This is a genomic window from Wolbachia endosymbiont of Rhagoletis cingulata, assembly GCF_048537655.1.
In the GTDB taxonomy this organism is placed as follows: domain Bacteria; phylum Pseudomonadota; class Alphaproteobacteria; order Rickettsiales; family Anaplasmataceae; genus Wolbachia; species Wolbachia pipientis.
In genome coordinates this window covers 905,889-921,162 of sequence record NZ_CP175927.1, presented here as the reverse complement: position 1 = coordinate 921,162, position 15,274 = coordinate 905,889, and the positions used below count along the sequence as shown (strand labels likewise).

Sequence of the window (15,274 nt, the reverse complement as noted above, 5' to 3'; positions counted from 1 at the left end):
TTCAATCTTTTTTACTTATTTTTTCATCAAAAAGTAAAGATGTTAATAGATACTGATTTTTTTACTTAAATTTGTTGAATTTCGTCTAAAGAGATGCCTATTGTTTTTAAAATAATATTGATAGAAATTCCTTTTTTTACTAAGTCTTTTGCAATTTTGATCTTTTCTGCTCTTTTCACTTTTTCTTCGCAAATCCGTATGCCTTCAAATAGAGATCTTATTAATGCATTACGTAGTTCTTGACTTTCAATCTTTTTGTATTCTTTTATTAAATCAGGTAGTTCATTTTCTACTATCTCATCTTCTGCTATGAGCAGATCTGTAATGCTAATTGATAATGTTTCTGCTATTGCATATAATTTTTCCAGTGGAATGGCCACACGTCCTTGCTCATAGTTGCTTATTTCATCACGTGTTGTACTCATTTTTTCTGCTAAATCCTTCTGAGTATATTCCCGCACTAGTCTCCATTCTTTTATCTTTTTTCCTATTTGGTAGTAGATAGAACCCGTTTTTTCTTCAACACATTCATCAGCAGATAGACCAATTGTTTTTGAAACAGTATCAACAGAAACTCCTCCTTTAACCAGACCTTTTGCAATTTTTATTCTCTCCGTTTTTTTACTACTTTTCTCACTAATTTGAACAAACTTGGTTAGTAAACAAAATATCTTACGTAACTCTTGATCATTAATCTTTTTATATTCTCTTACTAAATTTAATATTTCCTCTCCCTTATCTTCAAAACAGATTTTTTCATTTGATACAGGAATAAGATCCTTAATATTAATTGATAATACCTCTGCCATAGAGTATAACTTCTCAATCGAAATTTTTTGTGTTCCTTTTTCATATTGTAGTATTACCTGATATGTTACACCGATTTTCTCCGCTAAATCTTTTTGAGTATAACCTCGCTTTAACCTCCAGCTTCTTACTTTTTGTGCTATCTGATACCTTATTGAGATGTTTGCCATAAATATTATATAGGTTAATACTACAAAATAAAGATATACAAAAGGGATGCTTCTTTCTATGTTTGAATTTAGTTGAATATTTCTTCACAATTGTGTATAATAATTAATGCTTTTTATCTTACTTTCTCATGGCTCTTTCCAAGTTTCTCGATCCAAAAAATGATGTTGCGTTTCGGCGTATCTTTGGTACTGAAAAGAATAAAGATATCCTCATTCATTTCCTCAATGATATTCTGAGCTTTACTGGCAAAAACGCAATACAGGATATAGAGTTTTTAAGTACTATTCAAGATCCTGATATTGCCTCTAAAAAACAAAGTATTGTTGATGTCCTCTGTAGAGATTCTTCAGGTGTTCAGTACGTTTGCGAGATGCAGGTCGCTAAAACTAAGGGCTTTGAAAAACGTGCCCAATACTATGCTGCTAAGACTTACTCAAGACAGGCTGATAAAGGTGATCAATATCATGATCTTAAGGAAATTATCTTTATTGCTATAGCAGATTGTATCCTATTTCCTGATAAGTCCGAGTACAAATCAAAGCATACTATTCGCGATGAAGATACTAATGAACATGATCTGAAAGATTTTTATTTTATATTTATTGAGTTGCCTAAATTTCCAAAAACCAAAGAGGGTCAGCTTTCAAATATAGTTGAAAAGTGGGTCTACTTCTTTAGATATGCAGATGAAACTAGTGAAGAAGAGCTAGAAAGAATAATAGGAAGTGATCTAATAATCAAAAGAGCATATGAAGAACTAAATAGATTCAACTGGTCTGAAAAAGAATTTATCGCTTATGAACAGGAAATAAAACGTATTCTTGATGAAAAGGCTATCCTTGCTCAAAAACTCGATGATGCTACTCAAAAAGGTAGACAAGAAGGCATCCAAATCGGCCATGAAAAAGGTAAAATTGAAGGTAAAATTGAAGGTAAAATTGAAGGTAAAATTGAAGGTAAAATTGAAATTGCAAAAAACTCACTTAAGGCCGGTGTATCTATAGATGTTATAGCTCAAATTACCGGTCTCTCTCATTCTGAAATTTCACAACTCAAAGAAAAAGCATAATATCCCTACTTATTCACTTCAACATTTATGAAAACCCTCTCTAAGTTAGACATATCCCCTAATTAAGAATCTAGTGAACTGTCTAAAATGGCTATAAAGATTGCACATAGAATTATATAAATTACTATCATAACGTTACCCAAACTTCTATATCAAAGCTACGTGCTGTAAGCTCAATATGGAAAACACATCAACCATTTAGCATTTAATGTCTACTTCATCCATTTTAGTATTAAGACTATCAAACTTGCTACTGGTTGTTTCCCTAATTATTTTGGCTACCCTCACTTTAAATTTTCCACTACTTGGCATATTATAGCTCCACCTCTTATATTATAACCTACCTATTGAGATTACCTCCAAGCTTGGTTACTCCTATCTCAGAAAGACAAGTTGATACTTTATCCTTTGGTAGAACATTTGTACAAAAGCACTTCTTGCACTTTTCTAAAACATTATCTAACCCAACATTACCACTAAATTCAACTCCTCTTTCAAGACTTGCTATTATTTCTGGATACGCACCTTTAAGTTCAACACGTATTCTAGCTTGTTCTTTTGAGTCTAGGTTTCTTATTTTACCTTCTACAAATGAATCAAATTTCCTAAGAGCAAACTCAACTGCAACTGTTCTACTTGGTATAACTTCTATTCCTTTACTTATTAAATTTTGATAGCGTCTACTTGGAGTATTATCTAACGCATCGGCAACACAATTCGCAAGAGCAATATTTTCATTATTTAGGAAATTATTCCAACCAACAGATGATGTACTTTTTGGTATGTTTTTATTATCACTTTTTACATTATTCTTATCTGCAATGTTGTATTGAGTAGGTAATCCAGGAATTATAGAAAAAGTGCTAGCTGCTAAGTTTTTTGCCCAAGAAATACAACTACCCATCCATGAAGATGGTCTTATGCCACTACTTGCTGCTATCTCAGGTTGATCACTTAAATCCACGGCAAGACGACGGAGTTTGCGTTGCGCAGGGCTTCCTCTTTCTTGATTAAGCTCTTTCTCTAAATAATTGATAACATTATTATGTCCTCTATCTCTAGCAATATCTAGCGTTGTTTTACCAGCCTTGCACTTAGCATTAATGTTGGCTCCCTTACTTATAAGGTATTTTACTACATCTAAATAACCAACAGCAAGGTGCAGAGGGGTATCATCATTGTTATCTTTAACATTAACATTAGCTCCCTTGCTTATCAGATCTATAACTTTATTAAGATCACCACCTTTTGCTGCGATTAACAATTCTTTATTCAAATCTAATTGTGCTTGTTCTAGATATTTTACAACATCATTATGTTTTTGATCGATAGCAACATTTAACGGTATTTTACTGCTCTTATCTTTGGCATTAATATTAGCCCTTTTATCTACAAGATACTTTGCTACATCTAGATGACCACCCCAAGAAGCCCAATGTAGTGGTGTCCAGTAACCATTATCTTTTATATTAACATCAACTTTCTCTTCATCTATAAAATACTTTACCATATCTAACTTACCGTTGGAAGCAGCACAGTGCAGGGGAACTCTACCACTATTATCTCTAATTTCTAAAATATTTCTATTACCTATAGAACATTTCATTACATGTAAATGATTCTTTAAAGGAGCATTACATGGAAGAGTGCTACCATTATTGTATTTAAATATTGAATTAGCATATTCTTCTATCAAGAATTTTGCAACCTCTAAACGCCCTCTCCATGCAGCATAGTGCAGTGGTGTGTAACCTTGCTTGTCAGTATCATTAATACCTACTCCCTTGCTAAGAAAAAACTCTATGATATCTTTACTATTATTCTCAGCAGCAACATGTATAGGCTTTTTACCATAAGGGCCTTTATCTGCAGCATTAATATCAGCGCCTTTTTTTATCAAAAACCTTGCAATTTCTAAATGATCTTTAAATGTAGCCCAATGTAGTGGTGTCCAACTGTATATATCTGTAGTATTAACATTAGCATTCTGACTAACAAGATCCTCAACTTCATTGAGATTACCATCTCGTACTGCAGTCAACAATTCTTCATCTAAATCTGATTGTCTTTGTTCTATCATTTGTACTATGTTTGTGTAACCTTCTTGCTTAGCTAAATCTAAAGGTGTCCTATTACGGCTGTCTTTAACTTCAATACGAGCACCCCTATTAAGAAGAAGCTTGACTGTACTTGGTTTATTTCCTTGTGTAGCTACATGCAAAGGTGTTGAACCATTATTATTTACATCATTAATGCCACTAGCATTTTTATCTAAAAGAAATTCGACTATTTCAAGCTTACTATCATACTGAGCAGCCACATGTAAAGGTGTATTGCCATACACATCTTTAGCTTTGATATTAGCGTTCTTATCAAGAAGAAACTTAACTATGTCGAACTTGTTGCTAGAAGCAGCAAAGTGTAAGAGTGTCCAATCATTATTATCTTTAGTATCCAAGCTAGCACCTCGATTTGCAAGGCCTTCAACTTTATTGAGATCTCCATCTTGCACTGCAGTCAATAATTCTTTGTCTAAATCCAACTGTGCTTTTTTCAAAAATTCTATTGTATCTACGCAATTCTTTTGAACGGCTAATTCTAAAGATGTTCTACCGTCAGCAGTTAAAGCATTAATATTAGCACCTCTCTCAACAAGATACTTAACTACATCTAATGAACCCAATTGAACAGCCCAATGAAGAGGCATCCAACTTTCATTATCTTTGGCATTAATATCAGCACCGTTATTTACGAGAAGTTTAACTATATTTAAATTATTCTTTTGAATTGCCCAGAACACAGAGGCCCAACCCAGCCTACTTTGAGCATTAATATTAGCACCTCGTCTGATATTGTCTTTAACTTTGCCAAGATCTTCTTTTTCTACAGCAATCAATAACTCTCTATCCAGATTTAATTGTGTTTGTTTTAAAATTTCTACTATATCTGTGTAACCCTTTTGCTCAGCCAACTCTAAAGGTATTTTACCATCTTTATTTTTAGCCTTTAAACTAGCTCCCTTGTCGATGAGATATTCTACTACCTTCAAGTGACCATTACTACAAGCATTATGTAAAGCAGTATTATCGTTAGTCTCTAAGTTGGCACCTTGAGCGATAAGATCTTTTACTTTATCAAGATTACCACCCCTTGCATTAATTAATAACCCTTGATCCAACTCCGCCTTCTTCAAAATTTCTATCATATTTCCTTTAGTAGCTAAACCTAAAGGCGTTTGGCTATTCATGTCCGTAACGTTGACACTAGCACCTCTATCAAGAAGGAGTTTGACTACACTCAACCTGTTCGCATCAACAGCAAGATGCAAAGGCTTTTTATTATCTTTGTCTTGAGATTCAGTGTCAACACCTTCATCAAGAAGAAATCTGACCATATCTAAATTACCCTCTTGCACAGCAAAATGTAAAGGCGTTCCTTGAATCGTTATTTCATTATTAAATTTAGCACCGTTACTAACAAGAAATTTTACCACATTCCATTTACCTGACTGAGCAGCATAAAGTATTGGTGTCCAAGCAAGCTTGTCTTGAATTTCAATATTAGCGCCTCTGTCAAGAAGGAATTGAACCATATCTAAATTATTCCCTGACGCAGCAAAGTGTAAAAGTGTTTGACCTTTCTCATCTTGAGCATCAATATTAGCACCTCTATCAAGAAGAAGTTCCACTATACTCCATTTACCTGACTGATTAGCAAGAAATATTGGTGTCCACCCAAATTTATCTTGAACTTCAATATTAGCATCTCTATCAAGAAGAAGTTTGACCTTATCAAATTCACCCGCCTCGGAAGCAAGATGCAACAGTGTTCTGTCAAATTTACCTTGAGCATTTATGTCTCCACTGCTTGGAACCTCTAAATGTGTAGAACTCTCTTGTGAATTAACAATAGAACTCACATTATTTAATTTATCAATACTATCTGAATTATTTATTTTATCTATTTCGTTACTTAATAATATCTCTTTGTCAGTAAATTTTATAGTTAATGTTTTCATTTTAGATTCTTTATAGAAATCCTTAAACCGTATAATACATAACTCGCTTGCTTCTACACCAGCATTAAAGGCATTGGTAACTATCAAGTCGTACTTATCATGAAGATAGGTATACTGCCCTGCTTTTTTAGATATTACTAATTTATTCTTTTCTTCTATGTCTTGAGGTGCTACTACAATAATTTTTTCATCAGAAATAAAGAACGAAGACTTTAAACCTAAACTATCATCGATTTCCATCGGTGCATTATCAAAAATAATTTGTAATTTTTTATACCACTTATTTACAAGTGCATCTTTCAGCCTGACTGTTATTACATCTTGCTGTAAGCCAGTAGCTGATATAGATAACTTAATTAATAAATCACTTTTGCCTTTAATAACTGTTGGTATCGGTTTTATACTCAAATCCCTATTTATCTGCTGCACCAAATGATGTAGGTCTAATGTACTTCTTAAACTTTTCTTCCCATCAGCATCATCATTAATCACTACTTCTTGAATAGGGAAGTTTTCAATATCAAGCGTTTCATGACCTGAAGTAATTGCACATACATCGTTTCCGCTTAGAACAATATTTCTTCTTCCATTTGCATTGAGTTCACTACACGCATCTCTCCTCATAGAATCTGCAGCATTGCTTCTCCCTCTATTATTTAAATAACTATCTAAATCTAACTTATTTTTTGACTGATTTAAAAAGGTTTGCCTTTCAACATCTTCAACTATAGCAGATATTCTATTTGCTATTTGTTGACTATCTTCTTCAGCCAATACCGACTTATAGTCTACTACAGTTTGATTATAACCACTTGACTCTTGTATACTACGCCTATTGCGAGTAGATCCACAATTTTCAAACTTCCACTTAAATTGACCACTCCCTCCATTTGAAGGCCAGGTAAATACATACCGCCTGTCACTGTCAAATTGGAAATTACCAGCACTATTAGGTGAATATAAGTACCTTCCATGCTTAACATTCCGTAGATACACATTATCGCCATTAAGCTCAACTTTCCACTTACCATCGTCTCCCACTTTTGAAGACCAGGTAAACACATAACGCCTTTCATCGTCAAATTGGAAATTACCAGCACTATTAGGTGAATATAAGTACCTTCCATACTTAACATTCCGTAGATACACATTATCGCCATTAAGCTCAACTTTCCACTTACCATCGTCTCCCACCTTTGAAGACCAGGTAAACACATAACGCCTTTCATCGTCAAATTGGAAATTACCAGCACTATTAGGTGAATATAAGTACCTTCCATACTTAACATTTTTAATACATACCGCTGATGAAAATACTGCATTTCTGACTGATTCTGGTAATTTGTTTTTTAGCTTTTCAAGATCAGATTTCTCTTCTGAATTGACCCTAGGCATTTTCATGGTTTCTCTAATAGAGCAAGCTAATTTAAACATTGCACCATCATTCTTTGGTATTTTGTCAAACACAGCTATGTAACCTGGAATAAACTGACCAATATAATGGTGACTGCGTATAAACCTTAATACTTTTTCTACACCTACTTGCCAGTATACGTCATTTACAGCTTCCTTAATTGCCTCACCAAATAACTTTTTATCAAAATTATACACTCCATCCACAAGTTTAATGGTTGAAGCATTAAGATCGTTTAGCATACCGTCCTTTAGCACCTTTTTGGCTGCATTTTTTATTGAATCTCTTAAACTACTTATACAAGACTCTACCGATCTTTTTGCATTAGATGGAATATTTGCTTGGTTAACAACTTCCTTCTTTAAAAATTCAACCTGTTTTATCATTTTAAATGCATCATTACTTTTAGCCTTGATCCTGTTATAAAGAAGCTTGATTATATCTGAGTCATTATTGTAAGCAGCTAAGTACAGAGGTGTTCTACCATCGTTGTTTTTAGCCTCGATATCAGCACCTCTATCAAGAAGAAGATTAATTATGTTTTGCTTGGCTTCTTCAACAGCCAAATGCAGGGGCGTCTTACCCTCCTTACTTCTAATTTCAATATTAGCACCTTTATCTATAAGAAAACTAACCATATCAAAGTTGCTGTAATGAACAGCATAGTGTAAAAGTGCCCAATTATCATCGTTGCAACTAGTTAAGGCATTAATGTCACCTTTCTTCTCTAAAAATGACTTAAATAGACTTTCACTTAATTTCACATTACCGTTGTAAATAGCATAATGCAAAGGCGTCCATTTCTGCGAACACTGATTTTTATGTTCAATATCAACATTACTTTTTTTAGCAGTTTTATCAAGAAGAGTTTTAACTTCATCCCATTTACCTTCATAAATTGCCGTGCTTACCAATGGTTTTAATACCCCCAATCCTGAAGTTATCATCCACTTATTGCACTGATCTATTATGTTTGAATCATAACCATTCAGCAAAAGGTTGTTTTCTAACTTTTCAAGCAATGTTAAAATCTGATTACTATTTGACGTCATATTTTTGAGTTCCTCAATTTGCTCTAAACTACAGGAATTTTCTGTAAAGCTAACCCGGTCTTGCAGTGAAGGAAAACCAAGACATTGATGTGCTGGGTCTCTATTTTCTCTTTCAAAATCGTCAACTGATATTAAACATTTAAAGTCATTTTCTACCTTAGGGGTATATTTACTTCTATTTTGATAATTTTCTGAAGCTTTATCAATTAAAGCTTGTATTTTTCTTACCTCAGGCAAACTAAACCTATCTAACTTACGGATTGTTATTGGTTCTAAACCCAGATCGAATTCCAATGTGGAAATTCTATAAGATTCAGAATTATTCCAATTGTTTATGTTGATCGTATGATTAGACTTCTTATCACGAAATATCAAATCTGTACCACTACTAGAAACTTCAACCTGATCCGGAGTAATATTTTTTAGTACCATTACTCCTATTTGTTCCTCATCTTGTTCCACAGAAGTAGAGATATTTTTTTCTAATTTTTGATTGTGCTGAATGATACTAGTAGAATCACTAAAGTCTTCAATATATTCTTTTACAATTCTTTCATAATCACCTCTAAGTTTATCCTTATACTCCACTACATTATCAACATTTTCTAATAAGCCAGAAGATAGGAAAAGGTCATTATTATTCCATAAAGAATAAGAAATATTTTTCCATTTATTTCGGTTAGTATAAAACCCTTCTATTCTAATAATAAAAGGAATTTCATTTTCTCTCCTTTCTCTTATTAATAAGAGGTCATCTTTATCTTTATATTTTTCAATATCTTCAAGACGGGAATCTATTACTACATGATCACCTTGAAAATCTTTAGGTAACAAAAACATATTCTGAGTTTGTGTAGCCTGTAAAAAAGGAACTAATTTACCCTTTCCCGAAGAAGAGGGAGAACAAAGCATTGATTGTATATTGGGGATAAAAGTTTCTCCTTTTTTGTTCATAATTATAAGATGCCTATAATTAGGATCTTGAAAGTAGTTTTTCACTCGAATGCTACTATTATTATATTTTAAATACAGATCACATTGCTGGATTGAAAAATCTTTCTCAACTGCCGACATAAATAGTGTATCTAGTTTTTTATCACTTGAGTTATTATCAATTTTAACTTCTCTACTATTTATATCATTGCTAATAAAATACACATCACTTCCTCCTCCTCCCCTAGCAAACATAGTTCCTTGATCGAAGTTTATTACATCATTTTCCAGAGAACCAAAAACCATATGTGGAACTGCACTATTACCCTGATTCTGTACTCTATCTCTGATAACACTAAAGACTTTGTAATCCTTGTTATTGTTTAGAATTTTCTTATAATGACTTGCAACATCGTCAAAATTATCTAAGGAATGTTCTGAATGTAATTCAAATGAAGTAATTTTTATAGTTGATGAGTCTGATCTTTCAATCTTAGGAACAATATTACTACCATTTTTGTCTATTAGTGCAAAGTGAGGTTTATTACTGCTTTGCTCGACATAATTTTTTACATCAAGAGTAAATTGATTGTTTTGACCAAAATTTATTTTTAAAGATAAAGTATTACTATTTGTAGAGTAAGCTATTTGATCACAATCACCTAATAAATCAATTTCCGGAAAAATTACAGTTCCTGTTCCATCTACATCAATTTCTGAATATAAACCCTTACCTTTGTATTCTGCAGCTTTTACGTAAAAAGTATAATTGCTCTTTCCACCCTTAACTGTAGTATACGGCGAAATAATTACTTTTTTACAATTTTCAACTACATCTTTCTCATTTTTATTATAACCACCACTACTATCTATGATAACGTCACGATCATCAATTCCTGTAAAGTGTTCAGAGTAACCCATGCACGAAATCTCATCCACCTTGTTCTTTCTTCCAACATAGTAGTAATTAAAAATGCCATTATTATCAATTTGATCATTGATTAGCCAACGACCATTTACTCTTGCCTTTAATGACCCAGAGGCACTAGGCTTAAAACGATAGTTAACATTCACTCCTATAACTGTATCTTTCAATTGGCTCAAATCAAGTATATTAACAGAGTTACTTCCACCAATAATTTTACCTGAGAAGTCAACGTTATTTACAACAAACCTATTTACTACCTTATTACTACCACCAGTTATGTTTGCTGTACCTGAGCCAATTAAAAAATTATTGTTCCACTCGTTACTTCCAACGATGGTACCTCTGTCCACATTGCTTAAATCATAAATAATTGTTTTGTCCTTTTGCATCATATTTACTCTCTTATCATGGCTAATAACCATTGCATTATCACAATAGTACTTAGCCGATGGAACTGAGCTTTTAATACCCTTTTCGTAATCTTGACTAGTACTGTGTGGCAAACAAATCATGCTAGCACCTTCAATATAATCAGGTATAACACGCGAAAGATTTCTTGTATTGGCATTTTTCCCATTCATCATAATCGTTGCATAATCTGGACGAGGAGTATTACCGTTTATTTTTCCAAGGCCAATACCATAAGCAACAACATTACTAGGATCATTATTTAAAGTGTGCCAAACTCCTTTAGCTAGACTATTAACCATTTCCTTTCTAGCTGCAAGATGTTGTACATCTTGTGGTATAGGTTGAAAAGCAAATATATGCCAAAAAATACGCCAATTTTCATCATGGGTTGTATCATACTTTTTCTCGTACTCCACGATATTGCTAACACCACTATAAACCCCAGAAGCTACCATCAATGCAACTCCAACTGCAATGCCGATTCCAGGCATGCCAAGTGCTGTAAGAGCAACACCAGACACAAACGACATAGTGGAAAAAGATATAGATGCTATATTATCTCTTATTTCTTTCTCCCCACATGGATTATCACTATTCTCTCTTTTTTTACAATCAACAAGATTACTTGCTGACATACCTATCTCAACAATATCAAAAACACCAGCTATAGCTCCTGCTGTACCTTTCGCTATTGTACTTCCAAATTTTACTCCTGCAACTCGAATAGCAAATTTTGTCTGTTTACCTAAAGCACCTGGTATAACTTTTCCTACAACCTTTTCAGCTGATGTTACAACTCTTGGAGTAATTTTAACCATTACATTCTCAATTGGTTGAGATGCAAAAGACCATCCTATTCCGCCTAGATTCAATCCACAATCTGTGGCTGTTCCATCCTTACAAGACACAATGGCACCATGGATTCCTCTTATTAATTGTATCCCACCTGCAGCATTCATTAACCTGCCTTTTAATTTTGAGCCTTTTGTTGCACTGCTGGCCTGCTGTGAAATGTCACCGTGCGAATTCTTAATACGTTCATTTTCAATATAACGTCCGTACCCTTGGTCTTTAACTATCTTATCAAATAAGTACTTATGATTACCTTCGATATTTTTATCTCCAACGAACTCTATTAGCTGAGCATTTTTCCCTTCATTTTGACTACTTTTAACATAAGTTAGGAACTTTTCACTATCAACTATAATCTCATCTATATTATTTTCATCTACCTTTCCCTTACTAAACTTTTCTACATCACCCTTTGAAAATAAACAAGGATTAATACTTCTTCTACTTCTACCTCCTCCTATGCAATTATTTGGGTCAAATTTTGGTTGTTGTGTTTCAGCAAGTACAGCCTCTAAGTTAGCTATACGTTGTGGATCTATACTTAATGTGTTTGAAATACCTTCTCTCATACGTATAAAATGATTTTCTCTTCTTTGAATTCGCAGATGGTTACGTATTTCATCAGGAATATTACTTAATCTATTTCCTTGCAACACAGTATTAATATCTCTAGCGTTTTCTAACGCCCATAAGCCGCAATTATAACCATCTCTTTGTTGAGTAACAGAAACATCATTAATGGTAATTTGAGCCTGTTGTAAAACTTGACGAATATTATCTGGAACATTATTACCCAACGAGTCTACATAGTATCCATTATACTGCCCATTTTGGTGGGCGATGACTAACGTAACCCAGTGATTATTATCTAAATTAACAATTAAAGTTAATGGCCTTCTTTCACCTCTTGTTGTTACGCTATTCTGAAACTGTTGCAATTGATTAACTACATGTTCTGGTGATCCCGCTATTTCAAACAATGTATCAGCTCCATCAATTCCATAACCATATTTTATTCTTGCAATATCAGCTATATCATGTTGCTGCAGCCAATAATGATAATCTTGTTCTGCTGTTGCAGATTCTAATGTACGTAGATTCTCCTCTTGTATACCAAGATTTTTCAACTTCTGGATTACTTCTTGTCCTCCTCTTAAATGTTCTCCCTTAGATATATCAATAGATTGTGCTACTTGATCAGTAGGAATCACATGTACAGAACTGTGCACTACTATAACAGGAGTGAACTCATCTTTGCTTCCCAGAATAAGAGAATTTGCACTATTTGCTCCTTTATCGAATACAACACCCATAAAATCCACTTCATTCCCATCTGTAAGCGTTTTATAAGTAACACCCTTCGTATACTCATCAGCGATTTGTCTATTTGCCTCATCTTTTAACGCATCAGCTGTCTTGCCTTCCCTTGGTCCTTTAAGCTCTAACCCTACAGGAGTATATTCCTTAGCATTGCTATCATCACCTGCGAACTTAATACCATGAACTAGCATATCAATACGTTTTCCCCTTCCAGTTTGAAACTCTGTTAATACTAACGCCCTGTTTTCTTGTGATCCTCCTAGATTTATATCACTATAGTGGCTAAATGCTCCATGAAACACAGCTTGAGTATGTGCTTCTTTTTTTATTAAATCTTTAAAAGGTAATATTGCCTCGCCTACTTTGCCAAATAACTTCTTGTACTTACCTATTGATGAAGATTGATCTTGTAAAGAAGCAAGCTGAGATACTAGTACTTCATCAAATGTTTTCTTAAAATCCTTAGGGTAAGGAACATTCTTAAAATCACCTTTAAACTTATCAGATTTTTTACCATTATACTCTCCTAGAGAAATAGGCTCATTAACTTCAACACTAAAATATTTTTTAAAATCTGATTTTTGTTCTTTTATATTAAAATTAAGATTTAATTCTACTACCTTTCTATTTCCTATCTTTTGTTCAAGTTTATTAAGAGGAATGCCTTTTTTTAATATTTCAGCTCTTCCATCTGATTCAACAATATTCATTACATAAACTAATCTCTCATCATTTTCCGGAACAAATACCATTGTTACAACTGCATGGCTTTCATCAAGCTTGTTCGACTCAGCTAATTTTTTACCGGCTTCCTTAGCTGCTTGACGTTGAGGAACACCCCTTCCACTACCTTCAGAACGAGTTTCGGTAGGTATATTTTCACCATAAATAAAAACATGCTTTTCGAAATCGCTTTCCAAAGCTTTAACTTCGTTTAACAGTAATGATTGGCCTAATAAAAACCTACTGAAATAATGATTATCTCCCTTCTCTCCCGTACCAGGAAATGTATGATAGATACGCTCTATATTTTCTTGAATTCGTGTTTCTAATTGTTCTTGTGTAATCTCACCATTATTTCGTCCATCAATAGATATCAATATTTGGTTAAAAAGAGGAATTATTTTTTGATTGCGTGACTTATCCAAAATATCTGAAATAGGAGATGGATGGTCAAGATTTACACCAACACACAGAATATCATTTGCAGTAGTTAAAACTCTCATTACATTCGGTTGAAAATCTTTTGTATAATCCTCAGCTTGCTTTAAAGCAGCAGTTGGTGTAGTTCTACTCTTTTCTCCTATTTTACCTTCTTTTAACTCTGCTTTAGTAGCAGCCTTCATCTCTATAATAATAGGAACGGCATTCAATGACCTATCCTTACCACGAGGCACTAGAACAATATCAGCGTAACCTCTTCCTGCAAATTGCTCTAAGTAAACCCTAAGATTGTGTCTATAGCGGAAATTCACAAGAGCTCCTGCTATAAACCCATGATGTGCTGCTTCTCTTGTTTCTTGAGCACAGGTAAGTGAATTCTTATATTCAGAGTGAATTTTACTAACTTTTTTTAGAATATTTTCAACAGGCTTTTTCACTTTTTCCACATCAGGATTAGTCAGCTTAGCTATATCACTTTCTGGATTATTCCATAACCCCTTTTTTATTTCCTTAAACTCATGTGTTGCAGAAGTATTCTTATCCAACTTGTCATCTTTTACTTCAACAGATATTTCCCCTGTGGCTTTAACAATTTTTACTAATTTAACTTTAAGATCATCTTTAGCACTTCTCACATGTTCATTCTGTGCAGGTAAATTTGATTGACCCAGTATCTCTTCTAGCTCACCATAGGTAAATTTTTTACTCTTACTATCATTCTTACCAAACTCTGAAATCACAAAAAGATTTACCTTCTCAATCGCGCTTTTCTGATTTGTAATACCACCTTTTCTTATAACAGCCACTTTCAGAGTTTTCGAACCATCAAAACTAAAATATATTTTTTCAATATCTAGCTTTTTCGCAATCTCTGTATCTATCAAAGTAGAAAAGCTTCCTAAAAAGAAATGCGGAAAAAACCCTTCTTTACCTACTGAATGTAAATATGATGGAATTTGATCGATATATGACTGAAACCTTGCTTTGAAAGATTCAAAATCACTTCCTTGTTGAGTTGAAGTACTTGGGCTAGCTCCTGCATTTGAACCTACTTCTCGAATCAACAACTCTATTAATTCAAAACCTTGTGGTTTCTCTTGATTTGGCACAAAATCCTCCAACAATATATAATGTT

Annotated in this window: 3 protein-coding genes; 1 reads left to right on the top strand and 2 read right to left on the bottom strand. The window is 33.5% G+C overall.

Annotated elements, in window-relative coordinates; genetic code table 11:
* Nucleotides 1–65: 65 nt before the first annotated feature.
* Nucleotides 66–977 carry a WO male-killing family protein Wmk gene (wmk, locus tag ACJZL3_RS04295; RefSeq protein ID WP_419198623.1) on the bottom strand — a complete coding sequence of 304 codons (912 nt, stop codon included), beginning with the start codon at nt 975–977 and terminating at the stop codon, nt 66–68.
* Nucleotides 978–1,105: 128 nt separating this feature from the next.
* On the opposite strand from wmk, the gene ACJZL3_RS04290 reads away from it, so the two are divergent.
* A complete protein-coding gene (locus ACJZL3_RS04290; RefSeq protein WP_419198622.1) occupies nt 1,106–2,047 on the top strand; it encodes an Rpn family recombination-promoting nuclease/putative transposase in 942 nt (313 codons plus the stop codon).
* A gap of 340 nt (nt 2,048–2,387) precedes the next feature.
* Here ACJZL3_RS04290 and ACJZL3_RS04285 read toward each other — a convergent pair whose 3' ends face one another.
* The gene (locus ACJZL3_RS04285; RefSeq protein ID WP_419198621.1) at nt 2,388–15,248 is read right to left on the bottom strand and encodes an ankyrin repeat domain-containing protein; all 12,861 of its coding nucleotides are present in this window, start codon (nt 15,246–15,248) and stop codon (nt 2,388–2,390) included.
* Nucleotides 15,249–15,274: the final 26 nt, after the last annotated feature.

Bases quoted from the DNA above. Each gene is read 5' to 3' on its own strand.
- ACJZL3_RS04290 (WP_419198622.1), top strand. From the start codon at position 1,106: ATGGCTCTTTCCAAGTTTCTCGATCCAAAAAATGATGTTGCGTTTCGG.
- wmk (WP_419198623.1), bottom strand. From the start codon at position 977: ATGGCAAACATCTCAATAAGGTATCAGATAGCACAAAAAGTAAGAAGC.